This window comes from Pseudoflavonifractor sp. MSJ-37 (genome assembly GCF_018917965.1).
Lineage (GTDB): Bacteria > Bacillota > Clostridia > Oscillospirales > Oscillospiraceae > Pseudoflavonifractor_A.
In genome coordinates this window covers 115,692-139,570 of the sequence record NZ_JAHLPP010000004.1, presented here as the reverse complement: position 1 = coordinate 139,570, position 23,879 = coordinate 115,692, and the positions used below count along the sequence as shown (strand labels likewise).

The 23,879-nt window shown below is 64.2% G+C and carries 24 protein-coding genes and 1 other annotated feature; of the genes, 5 read left to right on the top strand and 19 right to left on the bottom strand.

Translation table 11 applies throughout. The annotated features are described in order from the left end of the window. Together KQI12_RS09440 and KQI12_RS09435 are read left to right on the top strand one after the other, a co-directional pair. Nucleotides 1–1,911: a M56 family metallopeptidase gene (locus tag KQI12_RS09440; protein ID WP_216572815.1), complete on the top strand. Its 1,911-nt coding sequence runs from the start codon at nucleotides 1–3 to the stop codon at nucleotides 1,909–1,911. Nucleotides 1,912–1,913: 2 nt separating this feature from the next. Beyond that, a complete protein-coding gene (locus KQI12_RS09435; protein ID WP_216572814.1) occupies nucleotides 1,914–2,510 on the top strand; it encodes a hypothetical protein in 597 nt (198 codons plus the stop codon). A gap of 64 nt (nucleotides 2,511–2,574) precedes the next feature. Here KQI12_RS09435 and KQI12_RS09430 read toward each other — a convergent pair whose 3' ends face one another. The 10 genes from KQI12_RS09430 to KQI12_RS09385 form a co-directional block, all read right to left on the bottom strand. Continuing rightward, complete coding sequence (locus KQI12_RS09430) at nucleotides 2,575–3,711, bottom strand: DHHW family protein (RefSeq protein ID WP_216572813.1); 1,137 nt, start codon at nucleotides 3,709–3,711, stop codon at nucleotides 2,575–2,577. A gap of 18 nt (nucleotides 3,712–3,729) precedes the next feature. Then, on the bottom strand, nucleotides 3,730–5,133 hold the full coding sequence (locus KQI12_RS09425; protein WP_216572807.1) for an MBOAT family protein: 1,404 nt from the start codon (nucleotides 5,131–5,133) through the stop codon (nucleotides 3,730–3,732). Nucleotides 5,134–5,210: 77 nt separating this feature from the next. Continuing rightward, the gene (locus KQI12_RS09420; protein WP_216572805.1) at nucleotides 5,211–5,954 is read right to left on the bottom strand and encodes a DUF4358 domain-containing protein; all 744 of its coding nucleotides are present in this window, start codon (nucleotides 5,952–5,954) and stop codon (nucleotides 5,211–5,213) included. Between the two features lie 164 nt (nucleotides 5,955–6,118). After that, a complete protein-coding gene (locus tag KQI12_RS09415) occupies nucleotides 6,119–6,280 on the bottom strand; it encodes a hypothetical protein (RefSeq protein ID WP_216572803.1) in 162 nt (53 codons plus the stop codon). Between the two features lie 541 nt (nucleotides 6,281–6,821). Next, a complete protein-coding gene (locus tag KQI12_RS09410) occupies nucleotides 6,822–7,994 on the bottom strand; it encodes an NADP-dependent malic enzyme (protein WP_216572801.1) in 1,173 nt (390 codons plus the stop codon). Between the two features lie 183 nt (nucleotides 7,995–8,177). Beyond that, the gene (locus tag KQI12_RS09405) at nucleotides 8,178–9,053 is read right to left on the bottom strand and encodes a MetQ/NlpA family ABC transporter substrate-binding protein (RefSeq protein ID WP_216572800.1); all 876 of its coding nucleotides are present in this window, start codon (nucleotides 9,051–9,053) and stop codon (nucleotides 8,178–8,180) included. A 90-nt stretch (nucleotides 9,054–9,143) separates the two neighbouring features. Further along, nucleotides 9,144–9,391: a binding site (T-box leader), on the bottom strand. Nucleotides 9,392–9,542: 151 nt separating this feature from the next. Further along, nucleotides 9,543–10,265: a methionine ABC transporter permease gene (locus KQI12_RS09400; protein WP_216572798.1), complete on the bottom strand. Its 723-nt coding sequence runs from the start codon at nucleotides 10,263–10,265 to the stop codon at nucleotides 9,543–9,545. Continuing rightward, nucleotides 10,258–11,259, bottom strand: coding sequence for an ATP-binding cassette domain-containing protein (locus KQI12_RS09395; protein ID WP_216572796.1), 1,002 nt, complete (start codon nucleotides 11,257–11,259; stop codon nucleotides 10,258–10,260). The genes KQI12_RS09400 and KQI12_RS09395 overlap by 8 nt, the downstream gene beginning before the upstream one ends. Before the next feature lie 120 nt (nucleotides 11,260–11,379). Beyond that, nucleotides 11,380–11,904, bottom strand: coding sequence for a spore maturation protein (locus tag KQI12_RS09390; RefSeq protein ID WP_216572907.1), 525 nt, complete (start codon nucleotides 11,902–11,904; stop codon nucleotides 11,380–11,382). Further along, the gene (locus KQI12_RS09385; protein WP_253290951.1) at nucleotides 11,904–12,503 is read right to left on the bottom strand and encodes a nucleoside recognition domain-containing protein; all 600 of its coding nucleotides are present in this window, start codon (nucleotides 12,501–12,503) and stop codon (nucleotides 11,904–11,906) included. The genes KQI12_RS09390 and KQI12_RS09385 overlap by 1 nt, the downstream gene beginning before the upstream one ends. 300 nt (nucleotides 12,504–12,803) lie before the next feature. On the opposite strand from KQI12_RS09385, the gene KQI12_RS09380 reads away from it, so the two are divergent. After that, nucleotides 12,804–13,049, top strand: a complete 246-nt coding sequence (locus KQI12_RS09380) for an AbrB/MazE/SpoVT family DNA-binding domain-containing protein (protein WP_216572904.1) — start codon at nucleotides 12,804–12,806, stop codon at nucleotides 13,047–13,049. A gap of 227 nt (nucleotides 13,050–13,276) precedes the next feature. Here KQI12_RS09380 and rsmI read toward each other — a convergent pair whose 3' ends face one another. From rsmI to KQI12_RS09340, 8 genes are all read right to left on the bottom strand, one after another. Continuing rightward, a complete protein-coding gene (rsmI, locus tag KQI12_RS09375) occupies nucleotides 13,277–14,116 on the bottom strand; it encodes a 16S rRNA (cytidine(1402)-2'-O)-methyltransferase (protein ID WP_216572790.1) in 840 nt (279 codons plus the stop codon). A 24-nt stretch (nucleotides 14,117–14,140) separates the two neighbouring features. After that, on the bottom strand, nucleotides 14,141–14,797 hold the full coding sequence (locus KQI12_RS09370) for a tRNA1(Val) (adenine(37)-N6)-methyltransferase (RefSeq protein ID WP_371818003.1): 657 nt from the start codon (nucleotides 14,795–14,797) through the stop codon (nucleotides 14,141–14,143). Next, a complete protein-coding gene (locus KQI12_RS09365; protein ID WP_216572785.1) occupies nucleotides 14,784–15,404 on the bottom strand; it encodes a CoA pyrophosphatase in 621 nt (206 codons plus the stop codon). Before KQI12_RS09365 ends, KQI12_RS09370 begins: the two co-directional genes overlap by 14 nt. After that, nucleotides 15,401–16,039 (bottom strand): CatA-like O-acetyltransferase, encoded by a 639-nt coding sequence (locus tag KQI12_RS09360; protein ID WP_216572784.1) that lies wholly within the window; start codon nucleotides 16,037–16,039, stop codon nucleotides 15,401–15,403. The genes KQI12_RS09365 and KQI12_RS09360 overlap by 4 nt, the downstream gene beginning before the upstream one ends. A 14-nt stretch (nucleotides 16,040–16,053) precedes the next feature. Continuing rightward, nucleotides 16,054–16,866 carry a formyltransferase family protein gene (locus KQI12_RS09355; RefSeq protein ID WP_216572783.1) on the bottom strand — a complete coding sequence of 271 codons (813 nt, stop codon included), beginning with the start codon at nucleotides 16,864–16,866 and terminating at the stop codon, nucleotides 16,054–16,056. A gap of 76 nt (nucleotides 16,867–16,942) precedes the next feature. Then, the gene (locus KQI12_RS09350; RefSeq protein ID WP_216572782.1) at nucleotides 16,943–18,187 is read right to left on the bottom strand and encodes a homocysteine S-methyltransferase family protein; all 1,245 of its coding nucleotides are present in this window, start codon (nucleotides 18,185–18,187) and stop codon (nucleotides 16,943–16,945) included. Nucleotides 18,188–18,382: 195 nt separating this feature from the next. Continuing rightward, complete coding sequence (gene galU, locus KQI12_RS09345) at nucleotides 18,383–19,252, bottom strand: UTP--glucose-1-phosphate uridylyltransferase GalU (RefSeq protein WP_216572775.1); 870 nt, start codon at nucleotides 19,250–19,252, stop codon at nucleotides 18,383–18,385. 213 nt (nucleotides 19,253–19,465) lie between these two features. Continuing rightward, entirely contained in the window at nucleotides 19,466–20,014 is a 549-nt protein-coding gene (locus KQI12_RS09340) for a QueT transporter family protein (RefSeq protein ID WP_216572773.1), read from the bottom strand. Nucleotides 20,015–20,612: 598 nt separating this feature from the next. Between KQI12_RS09340 and KQI12_RS09335 the strand changes: the two genes are divergently transcribed. Both KQI12_RS09335 and KQI12_RS09330 read left to right on the top strand, forming a co-directional pair. Next, nucleotides 20,613–20,915, top strand: a complete 303-nt coding sequence (locus KQI12_RS09335) for a DUF6110 family protein (protein ID WP_216572771.1) — start codon at nucleotides 20,613–20,615, stop codon at nucleotides 20,913–20,915. Nucleotides 20,916–20,922: 7 nt separating this feature from the next. Continuing rightward, nucleotides 20,923–23,007 carry a heavy metal translocating P-type ATPase gene (locus KQI12_RS09330; protein ID WP_216572769.1) on the top strand — a complete coding sequence of 695 codons (2,085 nt, stop codon included), beginning with the start codon at nucleotides 20,923–20,925 and terminating at the stop codon, nucleotides 23,005–23,007. Between the two features lie 103 nt (nucleotides 23,008–23,110). Here the strand turns inward: KQI12_RS09330 and KQI12_RS09325 are convergent, their stop codons facing one another. Then, on the bottom strand, nucleotides 23,111–23,791 hold the full coding sequence (locus KQI12_RS09325; RefSeq protein ID WP_216572767.1) for a 3'-5' exonuclease: 681 nt from the start codon (nucleotides 23,789–23,791) through the stop codon (nucleotides 23,111–23,113). Nucleotides 23,792–23,879: the final 88 nt, after the last annotated feature.

The following is a 23,879-nucleotide window of genomic DNA, read 5'->3' as shown; positions in this document are numbered from 1 at the left end:
ATGACCGATCTCTGGTCCTTCCTGCTCCAGACCCTGAGCCTCTGTCTGACCGCTCTGATCCTGCTGGGGGCCAAGGCCCTCTTCCGGGACAAGCTGTCCCCCCGCTGGCAGTATGGTATCTGGGGGCTCCTGGCCCTCCGGGCCCTGATCCCCGTGGGGACCTTCGGCTGGGACCGGACCGTCCATCTGCGCTGGGCCCTGGAGCGGCTCCGGCTGCCCATCGAGCTCCGGCTCTCCTCCGCCTTCTGTTCCCCTTATGCGCCGATCCGGGTCCGCTCCCCCCTCCCCTGGCTGACCGGACAGCCGGTGAGCGCCACCGACTGGCTCTTCGTCCTCTGGTGCGCGGGTGCTCTGGGCCTGCTGATCTGGTTCCTGGGCTCCTATCTCCGGCTCCGGCTGGCCCTCCGCCGGGGCAGGCCCGCCGGGCCGGAGCGGCTGGATCAGCTCCATCGGGCGGCAGAGCGCTATGGGCTGTCCACCTGCCAGGCCGTAGAGGTCCCCGGGCTCCCCTCCGCCTTCCTGTGCGGCGTGGTCCGGCCGGTGCTGGTCCTGCCGGAGGGCGTCCCGGTGGACGACAAGGTCCTCCTCCACGAGCTCCTGCATCTCCGCCACTGGGATCCTGCGGTGGGAGCCGCGCTCTGTCTCCTCCGCTGTCTCCACTGGTGCGACCCACTGATCTGGTGGTGCTGTGACCAGATCCAGAACGACTGTGAAGCCATCTGCGACCAGCGGGTCCTGGAGCGCCTCAAAGGTGAGGAACGCCGGGACTATGGCCGGATCCTCCTGTCCATGGTGAACGAGCGCTATCCCAGGGCCCCTGGCACCTCCTCTATGGCCAACGGGGGGCAGAACATCAAGCGCCGCATCCAGTGCATCGCTCGGTTCCGCCGCTATCCCCAGGGCATGGCCCTGGGAGCGTCCTGTGTGGCGCTGGTGCTGGGGGCCGGCTGTCTGCTGGGCAGTCCCGCTCAGGCCCAGGCGGCGGAGCGTTCCGCCGTGCCGCCCGGTCTGGACGCCGGACGGGCCGAGGGGCTGGCCTATGTCCACACCCACCGGCCCTCCACTCCTGCCGGGGCACTGGACACCTATGCCAAGGGCGTCACCAGCCGGAACGGGATCTGGGTGGCCATGGCCACGGACCCCGCAGATCTGTCCGGCCTGCTGGAGCAGCTCCCGGAAGGCCGCTGGGACCTGCCTGACGCGCTGGCTGACGGCGCCCCCTCCGGGACGATGGACTGGCGGATCTGGGATCTCCGGAAAGGAGCGGACGGCGTGTGGTCCGGTCTCCTCTGCGTCCAGTCCGGTGACTGGAGCGCCTGGGCTGCCGCCGGGAACGGCGCTGTCACGCCTTATGTCCAGTCCGTCGCGCTGACGCAGGACCGGGACGGCTGGTATATCTCCCCCCGCTCGGCATTCAGACCGGAGCCGGAGCTGTTCAACATCGCCTATCCGGACGATGCCCTCCCGCCGGTCCACTTCGTGGGTGGGGACGGAGCGTATCGGGTAGAGCTGTCCTATCAGCAGGTGCTTGGCATCGACAACACCGCAGACAGCGGCTCCGGCTTCTTCCAGACCAGCACGTTCCTGACCCTGCCCCAGCCTGACGCCCCTTTCCAGACCATCTGGACCAGCTCCGCGGCCAAGGTCACATCCAATGGACAGGCCCTACGCGGTACCCTCACCTATGCCGTGCTGGACCGGACCGCCCCCAGCGCCCGTGCCTTCGACAAAGCCTTGGACAAGGACTGGCTGGCCTCCGCCGACTACCCCTCCACCATCGGTGAGACCGGGAGCGGCGGCACCACCGACCTCAACGGGCTGGAGGACTGGGCCTTCCCCGCCGCCTTCGCCGTCTCCTTCCAGGACGGCGGCACGGAACACCGCATCCTGCTGGCCGAACAGGAGGGCTGACCATGGACGAACGGAACGATATCTCTCAGGCCCTGCGGGCCATCATGTGGGCCCAGCTCTTCCTCCATATCGACTTCAAGCTCGGCAGTCTGGATGTTCTGCCCCAATGGGCCGGCTGGATCCTGCTCTATCAGGCCATCCGTCTGCTGACGCCCCATCTCCGGGACATCGGGCTCCTCGCCCCGCTCTGTGCCCTGCTGGGAGCGGAGGCCGCCGTCCGCTGGGCCTCCGCCCTGCCGCTCCTCTCCACCCTGCTGACCCCCCTGCTGGGGACCGGCGGCCTGCTGTGGCCGGTGTCGCTCCTCTTCTCCGCGGCGGGGATCTATTTCAACTTCCAGTTCTTCACCGATATGGCCCGGCTGGCGGAGCGGACCTTCCCCGACTGCGGCCACGGGAAGGCGCTCCGCCGCTGGCGGGACGGCCTCACCTGCGGCATGACGGCCCTGTTCCTCTGCGGCTATCTCCCTCTGCCCGGATGGATCGTCCTCCTGCTGACCGGTGCGGTGATCGCGGCCACCCTGTTCCTGGTGCTGGCCCTGGCCGATCTGCGGCGGGACTACGACCAGCAGGCCCCGGACGAGGCCGATCCCGCCGTATGAAGCGGAAACGCCCCTGAGACGCTCGATGGAACGTCTCAGGGGCGTTTTTTGTGGGATCGTCCAGTCACTTGGTCAGCCAGACCAGGTTCTTGTCCGAGGTGAAGTTGGGCACGCTGTACAGGACCAGCGCCTCGTCGATGCCGTTCTTCCGGATATAGTCCGCCACGGAGAGCTTGTAGTACCGGGGGTCCACCAGATGGATCTCCGAGAAGTGGGCGGTCAGGAAGGGCACCAGGCTGTCCGTATAGGAGTCCCGGACGATGAGCAGCTTGGGGGCGTCTGTATGGGACGTCCGCACCACCGCCAGCGGCTGGTTGCCGCCCAGGAACATGGAGTACTTGTCCTTCACCGTCAGGAAGGAGGTGTCATAGAGCTTCCGGGCCTCCTCCACGGGGACGCCCTTGCTGTCGTAGGTGTAGGAGGTCACGGTGATGCCCGTGTCGGGGACATAGGTGTCGATCGTGTCCGGCGCCACCCAGCGCACGCCGGAGGAGGAGTAGATGGTCCCATAGAACTCCGTGGAGCGGGTGGTCTTTTGGTAGTCGGTCAGGGGCACCGGCTCCATGTCCAGCGCATCCATGAGGGCGGTGTAGCCGTAGTAGGCTCCCAGGCTGGTCCAGTGGTGGTCGGTGCGGTAGTAGATGTCCTCCCCCTTATGGGCCTCCAGCGCGTCATAGGTGCTGTACATCCGGGCGTTCTGGATGGAGGCCGCCGCCTGGTCGAGGATGGCCTTCTGGCTGGCGTTGGGGGCCCCCGCCGGGAGCCGGTCGGACCAGATCTCCGCCGCGCCGGGGATCAGGGAGAAGTACACCGGCACCCCCGCCTTGGCGGCGAACTGGTCCACATAGCCCAGGTTCTTGGACACCGTGGCGGCATCCGGCGGGTCGAAGCGGCTGATCAGCGTGTCCTTGGTACAGAAGTAGACCCCGTCGTTCTCCTCCTTGCCCACCGCCCGCTCGGTGCGGGCCTTCAGGTCCATCCAGCTGTCCCGGCCGGGGAACTGGTCGGTCACATAGGTCTCGAAGTCGGACATGAACTGTCCGCTGAGCACCGTCTTGACGCTGGGCGCGGGGAGCTGCTGGAGGTTCCGGTTCTCCAGCGGGGAGAAGGTCTTGTCCGGCGTCACCGCTCCGGCCACCAGGAACACGCCCAGGAAGGCACAGAACGCGCCGGAGAGGAAAATGCCGTATCGTTTGTCCATAGAGAGGAGCCTCCTTCTTTAGAAACGGAAATAGAGGAAGGGATTGTAGGTGGCGTCCACCAGATAGGCGGTGGAGAACACCAGTCCCGCCAGGAGCAGGACCGGCAGGAGGATCTGCTTCGGCTTCTCCGCCAGTTTCCCCCACAGTCTGGCCCCCAGAGGGAGGGACGCCGCACAGCTCACCAACAGGGTGGGTAGATAGGAGCGGAAGTAATACCCGAAGGCCCCGTCCGCCAGGCCGCCCTGCGCTCCGCCGAACATGGCGGCCAGATACTGGCCCAGATGGCCGAAGTCCTCCACAGCGAAGATGGCCCAGCTCACCAGCACCAAAAAGAGGGCATAGATATGCTGGAGCACGGCCGGGAGCTTCTCCAGCCGCCGGAGCAGCAAGAACTTCTCCAGTACCAGCAGGACCCCGAAGTAGAGGCCCCAGAGCAGGAAGTTCCAGCTGGCCCCATGCCAGATGCCGGTGGCGGCCCACACGATCAGCAGGTTCAGCAGGAGCCGTGGGCGGCTCACCCGGTTCCCCCCCAGCGGGATGTACAGGTACTCCCGGAACCAGCTCCCCAGAGAGATGTGCCACCGCCGCCAGAACTCGGTGACGGACTTGGAGATATAGGGATAGTTGAAGTTGGGGCTGAACTCGAAGCCCAGCATCCGACCCAGGCCGACCGCCATGTCCGAATAGCCGGAGAAATCGAAATAGAGTTGGAGGGAGAAGGCCAGCACCCCCAGCCAGGCCCCCACCACGGTGAGCTGTTCTGTCGGCATGGCCTTATAGGCGTCCCACAGCATCCCCAAATTATTGGCCAACAGGACCTTCTTGGCCAGGCCCACCACGAAGATCTGGACGCCGGCGGCGAACTGCTCCGGAGAGTGGGTCCGGTGCTCCAGCTGATCGTCCAGATCCTTGTACTTGATGATCGGTCCGGCGATGAGCTGGGGGAAGAGGGTCACGAAGGTGCCGAAGGTGACGATGTTCCTCTGGCACCGGGCGTCCCGGCGGTACACGTCGATCGTGTAGCTCATAGTCTGGAAGGTATAAAAGGAGATGCCGATCGGCAGACGGATCCCCAGCACCGGCATGAAGCCAAGTCCCACCGCTGCCAGAGACTTGGCGATGAAGTCCCAGTACTTGAAGAAGAAGAGGAGCCCCAGGTTGAAGATTACCGACGAGGCCACGGCCCGCCGGGCCCCCCGGTCGTCTCCCTTCTCCTGACACCGGGCGACCAGCATCCCGTGGGTGTAGTCGATGGCGATGGAGGCGAACATGATCAGGATATACTTAGGCTCGCCCCAGCCATAGAAGATCAGGTTGAACGCCAGCAGGACCAGGTTCCGCCATTTCAAAGGCGTCAGGTAGTATATCAACAATACGATCGGTAGATATGCAAACAGAAAATACAGGCTAGAAAAAACCAAGGTCCATCATCCTCCGGCAAACAGAGTCTCCGGAGCGGCACAGCTCCGGACGGTCCCTTTAGTATACTCGAAAACAGTCACTTTGTATAGGAGTCGAATACCTGGACCGCATCGCCCGCCTGCGCGCCGATCGCGAAGATCACATAGTCCCCATGGCTCACCAGCCGGTAGTCCTTGACCAACTCGTACTGATCGGGCAGATACTGGCTCCACTGCTCCTCCAGATCCGCCTGACGGGCAGTCAGTGCGGCCTTCACCGTGTCCATCTTTCCGGGCTTCACCCGGGCGATGAAGTACTCGTCGGCGCTGACATTGACCTGCGGCATCCTGCACACATAGTCGGTCAGGTCGCCGGCGTCGATCCCATACACCGCGCTCAGGGCGGCGGCATCCAGCCCCTCCATGCCGGGGAGGGAGATCTTCTGCTCGATGGCGCTCCAGATGTCTGCGGAGGTGGCCGCTGCCGGAGCGGCACTGGGCTTCGGCGTGGGCTGGGCCGAGGGAGCGGCGCTTGGCTTGGCGGAGGGCTTGGCTGTGGCGGCAGGCTTGGAGGAGGGCTTCGCGGCGGGCTGCTCCGTGGGCTTGGAGGCCGGGATATCCGAGGGCGCGGCCTCCGGTCCGGCGGAGGGAGTCTCCTCCGGCGCGGCGCTCTCCGCGGGGAGGACGCTCTCCGTAGGCCGCGGAGCCAGTGTCTCCGTGGGGACGGGTGCGGCGCTCTCTGTGGGAGCGGTGGTGGCGGCGGGGGCTTTGTCCCCACAGCCGGCCAGCAGACTCAGGGAGAGGAGGCCCGTCAGGGCCAAAGCAGGAATACGACGATCCATCATCAATTGCTCCTTTATCATCTATCATCAAGGTCGGACTTTGTTCCAGCCGTCTCATAGACAGCATCCTCTTTGACGTGCCCCCCGCCGAAAAAGTTCCCTTCCCCACCGAAATCTCCACAAAAACAGGGAGACCGCCGGACGTCCCGGCGGCCTCCTGTCGTTCATCGGATGGGTCTGCGCATGGTCTCCACCAGTTTGGTCCGGTCCACTGGCTTAACGATGCGGCTGTCCATGCCGGCGGCGAAGGCGGCGCGTCGGTCCTCCTCAAAGGCGTTGGCGGTCATGGCCACGATCAGGACCCGCGCCTTCTCCGGGTCCTTCATCCGGCGGATCCGCCGGGGCGGTACGCATCCGCTCCACCGCGTTCAGAGCGAACAGCATGGGCCGGGCCCCGCCACCAAGAACACCAAAAAAAGCATGGTCGCCCATCGGACCTCGCTGACAGCCAGGCTTGCCGGTCGGCCTCGTCGATATCAGACTTGATGGACCGGTATCGTCCCCGTTCCAGTCTGCCGTACAGTATGAACTGTATCATCCGGTCCAGGATGCGCTTCCCTCTTCCCGTCATCCGTGTCCCTTCCCCTTCCTGCTGTATGTCCGTCGTTCGTATCTCCATCATAACACAGCATCCGTCTCTTTTTCCCCTGGGATCTCCAGATGTTTACGATCTATTCACGATCCCGCCACAGTTCGGACGCATTTGGCTGGTATCCTTGTCTCAGGAAGCAGGGGAAGAGCAGACCCGGCTTCCAAAACGATCAGACACGCTGACCGATCCCTCTCCGAACCCTTTTCAAACACACACGACACACACACCAAAACGCCCCCGGCCTTGTGGCCGGGGGCGTTCTGGTCTCTTATGGCTCAGATACGGGCCACGCCGGAGTCCCGGGCGGCCTGGGCCACTGCCTGGGCCACCGCGTCCTTCAGCCGGGGATCGAAGGCGGCGGGCATGATGTACTCGGCACCCAGTTCCTCGTCGGAGACCAGTCCGGCGATCGCCCGGGCGGCGGCCAGCTGCATCTCCACATTGATGTCGCTGGCCCGCACATCCAGCGCGCCCCGGAAGATGCCGGGGAAGGCCATCACATTGTTGATCTGGTTGGGGTAGTCGCTCCGGCCGGTGCCCACCACCGCCGCACCGGCGGCCTTGGCCAGGTCGGGCATGATCTCGGGGGTGGGGTTGGCCATGGGGAAGAGCACCGCGCCGGGCGCCATGGTCTTGACCATCTCCGGCGTCACCAGACCGGGAGCGCTGACGCCCAGGAACACATCGGCGCCCACCAGCATCTCGGCCAGACTGCCCTTCCGCTTCTCCAGATTGGTGACCTTGGCCATCTCGGCCTGCGCATCGGTCAAGCCCTCCATGCCGTCATAGATCGCGCCCTGCTTGTCGCACATGATCACGTGCTTCAGGCCGCAGGCCATCAGGAGCTTCATGATGGCGATGCCCGCCGCGCCGGCGCCGCAGGCCACCATCCTCACGTCCTCGATCTTCTTGCCCACCACCCGCAGAGCGTTGGTCAGGGCCGCCAACACCACCACGGCGGTGCCGTGCTGATCGTCGTGGAAGATGGGGATGTCACAGCGCTCCTTCAGCTTCCGCTCGATCTCGAAGCACCGGGGAGCGGAGATATCCTCCAGGTTCACGCCGCCGAAAGAGCCCGCCAGCAGGGCCACGGTGTTGACGATCTCGTCCACATCCTTGCTCCGTACACACAGGGGGATGGCGTCCACGCCGCCGAAGGCCTTGAAGAGCACGCACTTTCCCTCCATGACGGGCATGCCGGCCTCGGGCCCGATGTCGCCCAGGCCCAGCACCGCAGTGCCGTCGGTGACCACGGCCACGGTGTTCCACCGGCCGGTCAGCTCATAGCTGAGAGAGGGGTCCTTCTGGATCTCCAGACAGGGCTGGGCCACGCCGGGGGTATAGGCCAGGGAGAGGGCCTCCTTAGAGTCCACCTTCATCTTGGGGACGACCTCCAGCTTGCCGTGCCACTGGTAGTGGAGCTTGAGAGATTCCTTCGCGTAATCCATGGATCATGCCTCATTTCATAGGATCTTTAGGACAGGTCAGGTCCTGTATCGGTTCCATTATACGCTCCATCCCGTGCTCGGCGCAAGTGTTCGGACCTGTCCGGGCGCAAAAACGGTGCCCACCCGGCTCTCGCCGGGTGGGCACCGCAGTGCTTCATCCCTTATTTATATAAGGTGTCCCGCTTAGAACAGGGGGACGACGGCACCCTGATAGGTCTCCTCGATGTAGTCCTTGACCTCCTGGCTGGTGAGGGCCTTCACCAGAGCCTGGATGGCGGGATCGTCCTCGCGGCCCTCCTTGACGGCCAGCACGTTGGCATAGGCCTGAGCGGCCTCGCCCTCAGCGGACTCCACGGCCAGAGCGTCGGCGATCTTCAGGCCGGCGTCCAGCGCATAGTTGCCGTTGATGACGGCCAGATCCACATCGCCCAGACGGGAGGGGATCTGAGCGGCCTCCAGCTCCACGATGTCCAAGTTCTTGGGGTTCTCGGCGATGTCAGCCTTGGTGGCGCTGAGGCCGGCGCCATCGGCCAGGGTGATCAGGCCCTCCTGCTGGAGCAGGAGCAGGGCACGGGCCTCGTTGGTGGTGTCGTTGGGCACGGCGATCTGAGCGCCGTCGGCCAGCTCGTCCAGAGAGGCGGTCTTGCCGGCATACAGGCCGAAGGGCTCATAGTGGACGGTGGCGGCGGACACCAGATGGGTGCCGTTGTCCTCGTTGAACTGATCCATGTAGGTGATGTGCTGGAAGTAGTTGGCGTCCAGCTCGCCGTTCTCCACGGCGGTGTTGGGCTGGATGTAGTCGTTGAAGGTCACCACGTCCAGAGTGATGCCCTGCTCGGCCAGCAGACCCTTCACCACGTTCTCCAGGATCTCGGCGTGAGGCGCGGGGGTGGCGCCCACCTTCAGGGTGGTGCCCTCCAGGGAGGAGGACTCGGCGGGAGCGGGGGCGTCAGAGCCGGCGGGAGCGGGGGTCTGGCTGGCGGAGCCGCTGGAGCCGCAGCCGGCCAGCAGGCCGAGGGACAGAGCGCCGGTGAGGAGCAGAGAGACAGACTTTTTCATGGTACATTTTCTCCTTTTCGATTCGTCCGGCAGAGGCCGGACCTTAGATTCGGACCCGTCCTAGGTACAAAAAAACGCCCTTGAATCGACTTCAAGGACGAGAGCTTTCGCTTCGTGGTACCACCTTGCTTCACCCCTGTCTCACGACAGGAGCCTTATGGAGTACAAGCATACTCCTGCGCGTTGACGGGCGCTCCCGTCGCAGCCTATGCAGAGGTCATCCGCAGTCGGTGCGCCGCTCCGAGACCATGTTCGACCGGACCTTCCGTACCCGTTTCCACCATACCGGGCTCTCTGTGCCGTATCTTCCAGCCTACTCTTCTCTTCCTTGCGTTTGAGGGGCGTTATTCAGTTCCGCTTGGGTCGCACTTAGTATATGACACCGAAGGCTTTTCCGTCAACGTCCATTTTAGACAAAAACAGAGACGGGCAGATCCATTTTTTGCCCGTCTCTGCCAATATCACCGCGGCCGATCCAAAGGACCGCGGTCAGGACTTCTTTTTCCGACTCTTGTTCCGGACCCGCTTGTCCGTCCGCACGGCGGCACGGGTGCCGGCCGACTGGAAGATCTGCACCAGCACCACCAGCACCACCACAGACACCCACAGGATGACCTTCATCTGGCGCTGATAGCCCAGGTTCAGGGCCATGGAGCCCAGTCCGCCGCCGCCGATCGCGCCGGCCATGGCACCATAGCTCAGGATGGTGATGAACGCCGTGGTGAAGCCGGAGATCAGGGAGGGCAGGCTCTCCGGCAGGATCACCTTGGTGATGATCTGGAGGGGGGAACAGCCCATGGACTCCGCCGCCTCGATGACGCCCCGGTCCACCTCCCGCAGGGAGGCCTCCACCAGACGGGCCACGAAGGGGAACGCCGCCACGATCAGGGGGACGATGGTGGCCACAGTGCCGATCGACGTGCCCAGCAGGAGCCGGGACAGGGGGATGACCATGACCATCAGGATCAGGAAGGGCACGGAGCGCAGGATGTTGATGACGAAATTGAGCACCGCCATCACCGGCCGGGGCAAGGGACGCACGCCGCCGGGCTCGCCCACCACCGCGATCACGCCCAGGGGCAGGCCGATCACATAGGCGAAGAAGGTAGAGATCACCGTCACATACAGGGTCTCCCATATGGCGAAGAGGAGGCCGTTCTTGCTCAGCTCCAGCAGACGCAGGACCTCCGCATCGTTCAGCAGATCACTCATGTTCCTCCACCTCCTCCATGGTCACGTTGGGCTGCTGCTTGATGTAGGCCAGGGCCTTGGCGGCCTCGGCCGGGTCCTCGGGCAGACCGATCATCATGGTGCCGAAGGCCTGTCCGTTGATGTTCTTGGTGTCGGCGCCCAGGATGTTGACCTTCACGCCGCAGTCGATGGCCAGAGAGGCGATCAGAGGTTCGTAGGCAGAGCCGCCATTGAAAGCGAGGCGTATGGCCCGTCCGCTCTTCATGGGATCCAGGATCACGCCGTCCGGGTAGACCAGCTTCCGGCCCGCCTCGGTCTTGGGGTTGGAGAAGACCTCCTCCACGGAGCCGGTCTCCATCACATGGCCGTGGTCCAGGATGGCCACATGGGAGCAGACCTCCTCCACCACCGTCATCTCATGGGTGATGATGATCACGGTGATGCCCAGGCGCTCATTGATGTCCCGGATCAGCCGCAGGATGCTCCGGGTGGTGGTGGGGTCCAGGGCGGAGGTGGCCTCGTCGCACAGGAGGACCTTAGGATCAGAGGCCAGAGCCCTGGCGATGGCGATCCGCTGCTTCTGGCCGCCGGAGAGCTGGGCCGGATAGGCGTCCGCCTTGTCAGGCAGGCCCACGATCTCCAGCAGCTCCCTGGCCCGGGCCTTGGCCTTGGCGGCGGGGACTCCGGCGATCTCCATAGGGAAGCAGACGTTCTTCAGGCAGGTCCGCTGCATGAGCAGGTTGAACTGCTGGAAGATCATGCTGATGGAGCGCCGCTTCTCCCGCAGGGCCTTAGGGGAGAGGGCCGTCATGTCGTCCCCGTCGATCAGCACCTGACCGGAGGTGGGCCGCTCCAGCAGGTTGATGCACCGTACCAGAGTGGACTTGCCCGCTCCGCTCATGCCGATGATGCCGTAGACGTCTCCGTCCTGGATGGTGATGTCCACATGGTCCAGCGCGGTGAAGGTGCCTTCCTCTGTGGGGAAGGTCTTGCACAGTTGTTTCAGTTCGATCACGCTGCGTTTCTCCTTCGTATCGGGAGGCGATCTCCGGGCTTTGGGATCCGCATCGCTCCCGTTTTTTCCGTTTGGACCCCATTTTATGATAGATCTGCCGGGATGTCAAGCGACAGGGGCTCATGTCCCGAAGCAGACCCGCACTGCCCACGCGGCGGCCAGGAAGCCCGCCAGGTCGGCGCACAGGGCCGCCGGGACCGTATGGCGGGTCTTGACGATCCCCGCCGCGCCGAAGTACACCGCGATCGTATAGAACGTGGTCTCTGTGGAACCCAGCATGACGGCGGCGGTCCGGCCCACGGCGGAGTCCGGTCCATAGGCCCGGATGAGGTCCGCCCCCACCCCCAGGGCGGCAGACCCGCTGATCGGCCGGACCAGCAGGAGCGGCACCGTCTCCGGCGGGATCCCCAGCCAGTCCAGCACCGGGGCCAGGGCCCCCGCCGCCAGGTCCAGCGCCCCGGAGGCACGGAGCATCTGCACCGCCGTCAGCAGAGCGATCATGGACGGGGCGATCCGCACCAGCACACCCAGCCCTTCCCCCGCCCCGTGGATCAGGGCATCGTACACGTCCACCCGCCGGATCAGCCCCCAGACCGCCGTGGCCAGCAGGATCCCCGGCACCAGCATGGTGAAGGCCCCCTCCATCATGCCCGCCTCCGCTCCGGGCGCAGGGGCAGACGCTCCATAGGACGGGCCCGCCCCATGAGGCCCGCCGCCAGGATCCCCACGCTCACCGAGATCCCCGAGGCCAGCCACACCGCCGGCAGGATATCGAAGGGCGCGGCGCATCCTGCCGCCGCCCGGACGCTGGCCACTGTGGCAGGGATCAGTTGGATGGAGGACGAATTGCACACCACCAGCAGGCACAGGGCGTCCGAGGCCACTCCCGGAGAGCGGCGGCTCATCCGGCGGGCCGCCCGGATCCCCAATGGCGTGGCGGCGTTCCCCAGCCCCAGCAGGTTGGCCGACACGTTGGCCGCGATGGCGTCCATCGTCTCCCCATCCTCCGCGAAGTCCGGCCAGAGGCGCCGGAGCACCGGCCGCAGGAGCATGGAAAGTCCATCTGACAGTCCGGAGCGCTCCATGACCTCCATCACCCCCATCCAAAGGCAGAGCATCCCCGCCATGGACAGGCAGAGCTCCACCGCCGCGGAGGCGCCCTCCACCGCGGCTGCGGCTACTTCCGCCCCTTGTCCAGTCCCGATCCCACACAGGACCGCTATGCCCACCATGGCTGTCCACATGACCGACATCCCCATTTTTACCTCTTCTTTCCATAACGTGATACTGACTTCAGTTTATGCACTTTCTCATTTCAGATATCTCATTTTTGAGGAAAATAGAGAAGTCTTTCCGCATCTTTCACATCCGTTCTACCGAATATACATTTTTTACCATCCATTCTTCCTTTCTCGGTACAAGTTGACCAAAATTTCCATTTTCTGATTGACATTCCAATACACTATGTTATAATGGAGGCAGTTTCCAGTCGATCCCAAGTGCAACAAGAAAAACATGGTAGCCATGAGAAAGGACGTATCGCTATGAAATCTACCGGCATCGTCAGAAAGGTCGATGAACTCGGCCGGATCGTGCTTCCTATCGAGCTGCGCCGTACCCTGGACATCGCCGAGAAGGATTCTTTGGAGATCTATGTAGATGGAGCCTCCATCGTCCTCAAAAAGTACCAGCCTGCCTGCATTTTCTGCGATGATGCCAAGGATATCATCAATTTCCGCGGCAAGAACGTCTGTCCCAATTGCCTGCGCGAGCTGGCGGAGCGCCTTTGATCCGTACATAGTCTGACCCGACAGCCGTTCCGGCCGCCGGGTCTTTTTTTGCGTTTTTTCGCCGGTCGGGAGCGGGCGGACTGCCCTTCTCCCGGCCGGCGTTTTTCAGCCCGGAACGACTCGCGCAGACTCGTTCCGACAAGGTATACGTTCTGTAATGGGACAGATTGGATCGTCAGGCTCCTCCGTCTGATCCTTCGACCCGCCGGTCCTTCCAAATAGCGGGATCAATTTCCATTTTTGGAGACAGCCATATCGTACAGCGCCTTCCGTGGAAGTCCCATGTCCTTGGCGGTCTGACGGACCGCGTCCCGGAGGGACTGCCCCGCTTCCAGCAGGGCCTCGACCCGGGCCAGCCCCTGCTCCAGCGTGGGGGCTTCCTCCTCCCGCACGGCGGCGCCCTCCAGGATCAGCACGAACTCCCCCTTGGGCGCGTGTTCCCCGAACCAGGACAGGGCATCCTCGATCGTGCCCCGGCGGACCTCCTCATGGAGCTTGGTCAGCTCCCGGCACACCGACAGCCGCCGTTCTCCGCCGAACCAGCTCCGCAGGTCCTCCAGCGTGCTCAGGAGCTTATGGGGCGCCTCGTAGAAGATCATGGTCCGCGGCTCCTCCCGGAGGGCGTCCAGATGGGCCTTCCGGTTCTTCTTGTTCATGGGCAGGAACCCCTCGAAGGTGAAGCGGCCGGTGGGCAGGCCGGACACGGCCAGAGCCGTCACCAGAGCGCAGGGCCCCGGGATCGCCACTACGTCCACCCCGTTGGCGGCGCAGATCGCCACCAGCTCCTCGCCGGGATCGCTGACGGCCGGTGTGCCCGCATCTGTGACCAGCGCACAGCTCTCCCCGGCCAGCAGGCGGCTGAGGACCGCCTGTCCGCCCGCCTCCGTGTTGTGGCGGTAGTAGCTCACCATGGGCTTTTTGATATCCAAGTGGTTGAGGAGCTTCAGAGAGACCCTGGTGTCCTCGGCGGCGATGAAGTCCACCTCCGCCAGTGTATCGGCGATCCGCTGGGAGATATCTCCCAGATTGCCGATGGGGGTAGGAACGAGATAGAGCGTCCCGGCCATATTGGCACCTCCGATTTTTCGATTCTAAGTATCCGATAACAGGCGCACCGGCAGGACCTCCAGTCCCGGCCGTCCCTCCTTCACCGCCTCCAGCAGGACGGCGGAGGGCGCGTGTGTCCGGTCATGTTGGATCAGCGCCATGCGCTTTGGCTCCAGACGGGCCCGGCGCAGGGCCTCCATCAGCTCCGGGAGCCGCTCCGGCCGGTAGACCAGCGCGAAGCGTCCCTTGGCCCGCAGGAGCCGGGCCGCCTCCCGGCACAGCGCGTCCGGACCGCACCCCTCCATTCGGGCGGGGCCGCCGGAGGTCCCGGTGCCCGGCGCGAAATAGGGCGGGTTGGACACCACCAGATCCCAACTCCCCGCCGGGAGCGCTCCTTCCCGCAGATCTCCCGTCAGGACCGTGCCGCAGAGGCCGTTTCGGCGCAGGTTCGCCCGGGCGGCCTCCGCCGCGGAGGGAGACTGCTCCACCCCGGCCAGCGTCAGGCCCTCCGCCCGGGCGGCCAGGAGCAGGAGGAGCAGTCCGCCTCCACAGCCCAGGTCACAGATCCGCCAGCGGGGCCGTACTGTGGCGAAGGCCCCCAGCTCCAGACTGTCCCGCCCCAGCGGGAAACAGTCCGCCGTCCAGCGGTACCGGAAAGGGCCCAGCACTTCCTCCCGGACCATCCGGTCAGCTCTGCCCACAGAGCACCTCCGTCAGGTGGAGCACGATCCGTCCGGTGATGCCCCAGACCGCATGGCCCTCCCACCGGTAGATGGGCACGGCCGCATGCCCGCACTTCCAGGGATAGCCCTCAGGGAAACCGATCAGGTCATAGGGGAAATCCGCCGCCACCTCCGGCCGGAGGGCATAGTGCTCCACCCGGGGCGGATGGTCCAGGAACCAGCGCAGGGGCACCCGGAAGGTCCCCCCCACCTCCGCCGGACTGGGCCGCAGGGAGGCGGCCGCCTCCGTCTCCACCTCTCCCAGGATGGGATGGAGGAGGAAGCCGCTCTGGTGGAGCAGTCCGTCCAGATGGGCCAGGACCCGCACCCGCTCCGGCGGGATGGCCAGCTCCTCCCAAGTCTCCCGGAGGGCCGTCTCCTCCGGGCGCTCCCCGGGCTCCATACGGCCGCCGGGGAAGCAGACCTCTCCCGGCTGGCTCCGTAGACTGGACGCCCGGACCTCGAACAGGAGCTCCGGCCCGTCCTCTCCCGGGATCAGCGGCACCAGGACGGCGCTCTCTCCGGTGATGTCCTGCACCCCGGGCGCTCGTCCCCGGAACCTCGCCTCGATCTCCCGGATCGTCATCGCTCTGCCTCCGGAGCGGCGATCCGGCGGCACAGCGTCTCATAGAAGCGGCCGATATGCACCCCGTCGATCGTCCGGTGGTTCACATCCAAAGCCATGTTCAGCACCAGACGGCCGCCCCGCTCCTCATACCCGCCCCAGCTCACCCGGGGGATCGTGTCGGCGGGGTCCTTGTCCCGCTCGTTGGTCATGGAGGTCATGGGCACCCAGGGCAGACAGCTGAAAAAGACCATCTGGTCCCGGTCCCAGGCCCCGGTCTCGGCCAGGAAGGCGGTCTGAGCCGTACTCAGCTCCTTCGCTCTCCGGCAGAAGGCCGCCCGGTCCGGCTCCAGCTCCAGCGTGGTGATGTGGAAGAGCTCCGAGCCCGGCGTCAGATCGGTGAAGCTGGGCACCAGGCTGTCGTGCCGGACCACATGGTCCCCCCGGTCCCGCAGGCGAAAGGCCTCTACCTCCTCCATGGCCCGGGTGGTCTCATAGACCAGCGCATAGTAGAAGGACAGCCCTTCCTCTTTGGTGGTCCGTTTCAGCGCGGTCACATCCAGAGAAAAGCTCACTGCGTAGAAGGGCCATTCGGTCTGGCGGAAGAACTGATAGATCTCTCGCCGGTCCCAGGTCTCCATATCCAGGATCTGCATCCGATCTCCTCCTCTCACCGCTGGTCCAGGACCGTCAGCCAGCCGCCGTCCAGGGCATAGACTGGTTTCCCGTCCTCCATACGGACCGATCCCGGCGCCGCGCCGGGATCGCCGAAGGACACCCTGCCCCGGAGGACGGTCCGGTCGCTCCCGTCCCCCAGCCGCAGGATGCTGCCGAACCCGGCAAAGGCCCGGACGATCCTATCCACCCGCTCCGCCCGGTCGGTCGGGACGAAGGTCCGCTCTTCCTCGGCCGGCTCCTTCCAGTACTCCCCCGGCCCCTGAGGCCGGGCGGCATCCCAAAGCGCGTCGAAGTCCCGGGCCGTCCGCTCCACCAGCCGGGGGGCGATGGCGCGGATCGTCTCGGTCATGGTCTCCAGGTCGTCCGCCGCCGTCACTGGGAAGGGCTCCTGGAGCAGGATGTCGCCCGTGTCCAGAGATGCCTCCACCTTGTGGACCGTGACGCCGCTCTGCCCCAGCCCCCGCAGGATCGTACAGGGCATTGGCCAGGGCCCCCGTCCGATGGGCAGGAGGGCCGGGTGGACGTTGGCGCACCGCATGGGCGTATCCACTGGGATCTTATAGATATACCCGGCGGAGAAGAATGCCTCACAGCCCTGATCCAGCAGGGCGTACATATCCGCCGATGTGACCCGCCGGTCCGTCCAGGGGATGCCTCGCCTTTCCGCGAAGCCCGTCACATCGGTGGTGAACTCGTAGACCCCGTCAGTGGGATAGGTGAACACCCTCAGGATCTCGCATCCGGCCCGTTCCAGGGCCTCCAGGCAGGGGTAGAGCAGGTCGAAGCCCGCATAAGCCACTTTCATCGGTCATCCTCCTCCGCTGTCCAAAAAGGCCGCGCCCAGTCAGCGACTAAAGGCGCGGCCTCCTAAATCATCCCGGTCAGAGCAGTACCAAACCGTACTTCTGTCTCATCTTCTGGAGGAACTCGGGATCCAGCTCCTCGGTGCCGTCCCAGAAGGCGCGGCCCTGGAACGCCCGCAGGGCTCCCTCCAGCAGTTCGGGCACATCCGTGCCGATGCACAGGGCGTCCTTGATGGCATACTGGTTCTCCGCAAAGACGGTCAGGTCATCCTCCTCCAGGATGTCGATCTTCAACGCGCCCTGGGGGCAGTTCTCCTCGGCCTCCAAGATGTCCTCCATCAGGTCGGACGAACACTCGATGGTCTCGCCCACATCCACGTCAGGGGTGATGAACCGGGCCTCCGTCTCGCTGGCGCAGGGGATCACGTCCGGATCGTGCTCCACGGTGGGGATCGCGCCGAAGTCGATCTGGGACACGGTCTCCTTCAGAGCGGCGATGTGGTCGGGGGTGGTGCCGCAGCAGCCGCCGAAGATCCGCACGCCGGCCTCCGCCATGGCCCTGGTATAAGAACAGAACTCCTTGGGCGAGCAGTGATAGTGGGCCTCGCCGTTCTCCATCTCGGGCAGGCCCGCGTTGGGCTTGGCCAGCAGAGGGACCCGGGCATAGGGAGTCAGCCGGCGGATCTGCTCCAGCATCTGGTCCGGGCCGCAGGAGCAGTTCAGTCCGAAAGCGTTGACGCCCATCCCCTGCATCACGATCAGGGCGGCCAGCACGTCGGTGCCGGACAGGGTCCGGCCGTTCTCATCGCAGGTGAAGGACACGAACACTGGCTTCTCAGATACCTCCCGGATCGCCAGCACGGCGGCCCGGACATCCGGCATGGTCATGGAGGTCTCCACCATGAAGAGGTCCACGCCCGCGTCCTCCAGAGCGGCGGCCTGCTGGCGGTAGACCTTCACCAGATCCTCGAACTCCAGCTCGCCGAAGGGCTGGATGAACTTTCCAGTAGGGGCCATGTCTCCGGCCACCCATGCTTTCCCATCGGCGGCCTCCTTGGCCAGGGCCACCAGACGGTGGTTGTACTCCTCCACCTTGTCGGCCAGACCGTATTCCTCCAGCTTGATCACATTGGCACAGAAGGTGGGGGCCAAGATGATGTCAGAGCCCGCCGCCACATACTCCCGCTGGAGCCCCAGCAGGACGCCGGGGCGGTCCAGCACCCACTGCTCCGTGCAGACGCCGGCAGGCATGCCCCGCTTCAGCAGTTCACTTCCCGTAGCGCCGTCCAGGATGAGCGGCCTCGATAGGGGGATATTGTCCATGGATCCGTTTCCTCCTCATGATATTCCAGATCCGGGCCCAGACAGGGCCGGACCGTCGATCGGCTCGTATACTTTTTAAGTATATATGACTCCAGCCGGGAAATCAAGCGGCGGCTGGCCCCCTTTTCCCCGATAAAACGGGCCGCGGAGGCATTTTCACGCCTCCGCGGCCCATCGTCCCGTCTTTTCGTCTGTTTAGAGCGCTCCTGCCTTCTGCTTGATAAACTTCCGGAGCCATTCCCCGGTGGATGGGTGGTCCAGAGCGAAGTCGATCGTAGCCTCCAGGAAGCCCTGGAGGTTCCCGGTGTCATAGCGGCGGCCCTCGAAGTCCACCGCCACCATCTTCTCCCGGCGGCAGAGCTCCTTCAGGCCGTCGGTGAGCTGGATCTCGCCGCCGTAGCCCGGCTTCAGGTCCTCCAGGATGGCGAAGATCTCGGGCTTGAGTACATACCGTCCCAGGATGGCGTAGTTGGAGAAGATCTGCTCCGGGCGGGGCTTCTCGATCATATCGCTGACGGAGAAGATCCGCTCCTCCAGCGGATCCACCTTCACGGAGGAGTACTTGGAGATGGCCTGGGTGGTGACGGTCTGCACGCCCACAGCAGAGGCGTCGTACTTCTCCGCCGCCTCGATGAGCTGCTTGGTGACCGGCTTCTTCGCCCGCATGATGTCATCGCCCAGCAGGACGGCGAAGGGCTCGTCCCCCACGAAACGCTTGGCCCGCCAGATGGCATGGCCAAGCCCTTTGGTCTCCTTCTGCCGCACATAGAAGATATTGGCCAGATCTGCCGCCCGGCGGACCTCGCACAGCTCCTTCTCCTTCCCGGCCTGGACCAGACGGGTCTCCAGCTCCGGGTAATAGTCGAAATAGTCATCCATGGCAGACTTGGCCCGGTTGGTGACGATGAGGATATCCTCGATCCCGGCGGCCACGGCCTCTTCGATGATGTACTGGATCACTGGCTTGTCCACCATGGGCAGCATCTCCTTGGGCACCGTCTTGGTGGCCGGGAGCATCCGGGTCCCCAGTCCGGCGGCGGGGATGACAGCTTTACGCACTTTCAATGGTCTGAACCTCCTTGGTAAGTAGAAGATCTTCCACACACATCGCCTCTAGTGTACCACGCTTCCCGCGAAAAATCCAGAAAAATAGGACCGCCCTCCCCGGCAGTCTGGGGAAGGCGGTCCTGGAGTTCCAACAAACGTCTCTATCTCAATTTTCTATGTAAAGGTCTTTTATCTCTATCGCTCCGTCACACGGGAGCCGATGTCGCCTTTTTAGCGGCCCAAGTCCAGACGGGCGGCGGACATCAGGCCCCGGAAGTACTTCACGCGGGGCAGGACGGTCAGCAGGATCTCGCCCAGCACATAGCAGGCCAGCAGCTCGCCCAGGGCCACGGTGATGCCGTTGAAGGCGAAAAGCCCCCAGAAACGAGGGCCGAAGCCCACCTCATACCAGGCGATCATCGCGCCGATGATCACGCCGTTGCAGATCACCGGAGGCAAGGGAGCCAGCCAGCGGTTGGGCATCCTGGACGTCAGGAACGCGGCCAGCAGGGTGGCCAGAGAGCCCAGCACGATGTCCAGCGGGCCCACGGTACTCATCAGGTTGGTGATGAGACAGCCCACGAACAGTCCGGGCACCGTGGCCGGGAACAGGAACGGCAGGACGCACAGTGCCTCCGAGAACCGGCACTGGATCGGTCCGTAGGTCAGGCCGAAGATATTGCCGAAATAGCTCAGCACGGCGTAGAGGGCGGCCACCATAGCCGCCATGGTGATCTGTCCCGCCAGGGACGGGCGCTTTCTGGTCTGATCGGATGTCATAGGTCGTTTTCCTCCCATTTTTTGTTTAGAGAACGGATCGGGGGGACTGCCCCGCCGAACGAACCCGACAGAGCCTCGCTCGAAGAGGTTCCGTGCTGTGTCCCACTGACTGCCGGGACGCGCCCCAGCCTGGACGGCCGGTCGGGCTTGGACTGGGTTGGAAACCAGTCGGACGTATTCTACCATGTTTCCGATCTTCTGTAAAGGTCTCGCTGTTTTGACACATTTTTGTTAGTCTTTCCTTACAACCATCATCATAAACTCATCGTTCTGCTTCGATTTTTACCGTCTCATCCAGTTTTCAAATTTTATATTGACATTTGTGCCAAGCAGAAGTAAAATAGGGCCACAGAACGGGAAACATCCCGTTTTTATATCAGAAAAGTTAGTTTTATATAACTTTTCCGGTTTGTTCCGGGCAACTATCCGTCCCAAAGGAGGTATCTCGCGTGAAGAAGCATCTGTTCTGGGCTTGGGCCATGGTCTTTTGCGGCGTGATGGCCTTTTGGACCGGCTATCACCGGCAGTGAGCCGCTCCGGTCCCGGGCAGCCCTCCCATCCTACATCCGTATATTTTATAGAAATGAGGTAATCTATCATGAAGATCCGTTATGCTAAGGAGATCGCTCTGTTCGTCGGCGGCGTCGCGTTCGGTACTGCCGGTGTCAAGATCCTGTCCAGCCAGGACGCCAAGCGCGCCTATGCCCACACCACCGCTGCCGTCCTGCGCGCCAAGGAGTGCGTGATGGACGTGGTCAGCAAGATCCAGGAGAACGCCGGCGACGTGCTGGCCGAGGCCAAGGAGATCAACGCCGCCCGTGCCGCCGCCTCCGAGGAGTGCTCTGATGACTGTGAGTGCGGCTGCGGCTGTGACGCCGAGGCCGCCGCTGCCGAGGTGTGATCCTTTTATGACGATCCGCATCGCACATTCCATCCCGGGGCGTATCCGTTTCACCACCAGCTACGGACGCCTGACCTGCGACCAGGCCGACGCCCTCCTTTATTACCTCCTCTCCCTGCCCGGCGTCAAGGCCGCCAAGGTCTATGACCGCAGCGGTAACGCTGTGGTCACCTATCAGGGCAGCCGGGAGGAGCTCCTCCACCGCATCTGCCGCTTCTCTCTGGCCAGCGACACGGTGAAGAAGCTGGTGCCCGAGCACACGTCCCGCTCCCTCGACCGCTATTATCAGGAGAAGCTCATCAGCCGGACCGTAGCGCACTTCGCTCTGCGGGCCGTGCTCCCCGCGCCTATCCGGGCCCTGAAGGCCATCGTCCTGTCCGTCCGGTATCTGAAGGCCGGTCTGCGGTGTCTGGCCCAGCGGAAGCTGGAGGTCCCCGTGCTGGATGCCACCGCCATCTTGGTCTCCCTGATCCGTCGGGATCTCTCCACCGCCAGTTCGGTGATGTTCCTGCTGGGCATCGGCGACCTGATGGAGGAGTGGACCCACAAGAAGTCCGTGGCCGACCTGGCCGGCAGTATGTCCCTCAATGTGGACAAGGTCTGGCTCCGCCGTCCTGACGGCGACGTCCAGGTCCCGGTCAGCCAGGTGGAGCCCGGCGACCTGATCCACGTGACCGTGGGCTCCGTCATCCCGCTGGACGGCGCCGTGGAGGAGGGCGAAGCCATGGTCAACCAGGCCTCCCTCACCGGCGAGCCCCTTCCCGTGAAAAAGACTCCGGGCGCTACTGTCTATGCCGGCACCGCGCTGGAGGAGGGCGACCTGGCCATCCGCATCCAGAAGGCCGCAGGCGCCACCCGGTATGAGAAGATCATCCAGATGATCGAGGATACGGAGCAGCTCAAGTCCTCTGTGGAGAGCAGTGCCGCCCATCTGGCGGACAAGCTGGTGCCTTACAGCTTCCTGGGCACGGCCCTGACTTACCTGCTGACCCGGAACGTACAGAAGGCGGTATCCATCCTTATGGTGGACTTCTCCTGCGCGCTGAAGCTGTCCATGCCCGTGTCCGTCCTCTCGGCCATCCGGGAGTGCAGCGAGCATCAGATCACCGTCAAGGGCGGCAAGTTCCTGGAGGCTGTGGCCGGCGCGGACACCATCGTCTTCGATAAGACCGGCACCCTCACCAAAGCCCAGCCCATGGTCCGCATGGTGGAGCCCTTCGGCGGGAACGACCCCGACGAGATGCTCCGGATCGCCGCCTGTCTGGAGGAGCATTTCCCCCACTCCATCGCCAACGCGGTGGTGCGGGAGGCCGCCCAGAAGCGGCTCCGCCATGAGGAGATGCACGCCAAGGTCCACTATGTGATCGCCCACGGCATCGCCTCTGAGATCGACGGCCAGCAGGTCCGGATCGGTAGCCACCACTTCATCTTCGAGGATGAGCACTGCGCCATCCCCGCCGGAGAGCAGGCCAAGTTCGACGCCCTCCCCGACGACTGTTCCCACCTCTATCTGGCCATCGGCGGCGAGCTGGTCGCCGTCATCTGCATCGAGGATCCCCTGCGCCCCGAGGCCCCGGAGGTCATCCGCCGCCTGAAGGAACTGGGCATCCGGAAGATCGTCATGATGACCGGCGACAGTGAGCGCACCGCCCGGGCCATCGCCAAGCGGGTGGGAGTGGACGAGTACCACTCTGAGGTCCTGCCCGATGACAAAGCCGCCTATGTCCAGACCGAGCACGCCGCCGGACGGAAGGTCATCATGATCGGCGACGGCATCAACGACTCGCCCGCCTTGTCCGCGGCGGACGCCGGCATCGCCATCCGGGAGGGTTCTCAGCTGGCCCGTGAGATCGCCGACATCACCCTGTCCCACAACGATCTGGGCGGTCTGGTGACGCTGAAGGCCATCAGCGACCTGCTCATGAAGCGGATCCACGCAAACTACCGCTTCGTGATGGGCTTCAATTCCGGTCTTCTGGCCCTGGGCCTGGCCGGTGTGCTGGCCCCCGGCGCCTCCGCTTTCCTGCACAATATGTCTACCCTGGCGGTGGGCATCCACGGCATGACCGACCTTCTCCCCGACGAGGTCTGATCCGGCCGGAGCGCGTCCCACAAAACAAGACGGATCCCCGGCGGGAACAGCACTGCTCCCACCGGGGATCCGTTTTTATCTCTATCACGGCAGAGAAGGCGGTTCAGCCCTGCCCTCCGGTCCGGGCCAGATACTCCCGGAGCTTGTCCGCCGCCGCGCTGTCCAGAGCGAAGCTGTGGTCCTGCTTGGGCCGCATGGCCTCCATTACGATCTTGGCCTGCTCGGCCAGACGGCCTTCCTTCACCAGGATCAGAAGGGAGGCGGAGTTCTCCGCGTCCTGCACCGCCCGGTGGGCCTCACCGGCGAAGCGGTACTCCGCCGCGCCCAGCGCGTTCTGGAGGGAGAGGGGGTTGGAGCGGGACAGCCCGATCAGCCGGGTGTATACCGCCTGGAAGTCGATCCAGCGCTGTTCCAGCTGCCAGGGCAGTTCCGACTCCTTGAGCCAGCTCTCGTTGTAGAGTTGGGACTGGTCGCTCCGGCTCCAGGAGTAGATCCGTCCCCGGCCCTCCCCGATCCACTCCGCAAACTCCGCCATGGCGGGGGCGAAGGGCTTGGCGTCCGCCACGTCCCGGTCGGTGATGCCGGTGAGCTCCGTGATCCGCTTGTGGATCGGCGCATAGTCCGGCTTCACATATTTGGAATAGCGGTCCACCAGTCGATAATCCGCGTCCAGCTTCACCGCGCCGATCTCGATGATCTCACTGCGGGCCAGCGCCCGCGCCTCTTTATATTCCCTGGGGATGGGGTTCATCTCGAAATCCAGGAAAATATGGGTGTCATACATGTCTTTCCCTGCTTTCTGCCGCTCGTTTCTCCTCCACTGATCCTACCACAGATCTCACCGGTCCGCAAGCGTTTCCTCCAGCTGTTCC

Coding starts and splice junctions, on each gene's coding strand:
- rsmI (WP_216572790.1), bottom strand. CDS start 14,116: ATGGCCGGGACGCTCTATCTCGTTCCTACCCCCATCGGCAATCTGGGA.
- KQI12_RS09430 (WP_216572813.1), bottom strand. CDS start 3,711: ATGGACAAACGATACGGCATTTTCCTCTCCGGCGCGTTCTGTGCCTTC.
- KQI12_RS09330 (WP_216572769.1), top strand. CDS start 20,923: ATGACGATCCGCATCGCACATTCCATCCCGGGGCGTATCCGTTTCACC.
- KQI12_RS09365 (WP_216572785.1), bottom strand. CDS start 15,404: ATGACGATCCGGGAGATCGAGGCGAGGTTCCGGGGACGAGCGCCCGGG.
- KQI12_RS09400 (WP_216572798.1), bottom strand. CDS start 10,265: ATGAGTGATCTGCTGAACGATGCGGAGGTCCTGCGTCTGCTGGAGCTG.
- KQI12_RS09410 (WP_216572801.1), bottom strand. CDS start 7,994: ATGGATTACGCGAAGGAATCTCTCAAGCTCCACTACCAGTGGCACGGC.
- KQI12_RS09355 (WP_216572783.1), bottom strand. CDS start 16,866: ATGAAAGTGGCTTATGCGGGCTTCGACCTGCTCTACCCCTGCCTGGAG.
- KQI12_RS09420 (WP_216572805.1), bottom strand. CDS start 5,954: ATGGATCGTCGTATTCCTGCTTTGGCCCTGACGGGCCTCCTCTCCCTG.
- KQI12_RS09350 (WP_216572782.1), bottom strand. CDS start 18,187: ATGGACAATATCCCCCTATCGAGGCCGCTCATCCTGGACGGCGCTACG.
- KQI12_RS09390 (WP_216572907.1), bottom strand. CDS start 11,904: ATGGAGGGGGCCTTCACCATGCTGGTGCCGGGGATCCTGCTGGCCACG.
- KQI12_RS09335 (WP_216572771.1), top strand. CDS start 20,613: ATGAAGATCCGTTATGCTAAGGAGATCGCTCTGTTCGTCGGCGGCGTC.
- KQI12_RS09340 (WP_216572773.1), bottom strand. CDS start 20,014: ATGACATCCGATCAGACCAGAAAGCGCCCGTCCCTGGCGGGACAGATC.
- KQI12_RS09325 (WP_216572767.1), bottom strand. CDS start 23,791: ATGTATGACACCCATATTTTCCTGGATTTCGAGATGAACCCCATCCCC.
- KQI12_RS09440 (WP_216572815.1), top strand. CDS start 1: ATGACCGATCTCTGGTCCTTCCTGCTCCAGACCCTGAGCCTCTGTCTG.
- KQI12_RS09380 (WP_216572904.1), top strand. CDS start 12,804: ATGAAATCTACCGGCATCGTCAGAAAGGTCGATGAACTCGGCCGGATC.
- KQI12_RS09405 (WP_216572800.1), bottom strand. CDS start 9,053: ATGAAAAAGTCTGTCTCTCTGCTCCTCACCGGCGCTCTGTCCCTCGGC.
- KQI12_RS09415 (WP_216572803.1), bottom strand. CDS start 6,280: ATGAAGGACCCGGAGAAGGCGCGGGTCCTGATCGTGGCCATGACCGCC.
- KQI12_RS09360 (WP_216572784.1), bottom strand. CDS start 16,039: ATGCAGATCCTGGATATGGAGACCTGGGACCGGCGAGAGATCTATCAG.
- KQI12_RS09435 (WP_216572814.1), top strand. CDS start 1,914: ATGGACGAACGGAACGATATCTCTCAGGCCCTGCGGGCCATCATGTGG.
- KQI12_RS09385 (WP_253290951.1), bottom strand. CDS start 12,503: ATGTGGACAGCCATGGTGGGCATAGCGGTCCTGTGTGGGATCGGGACT.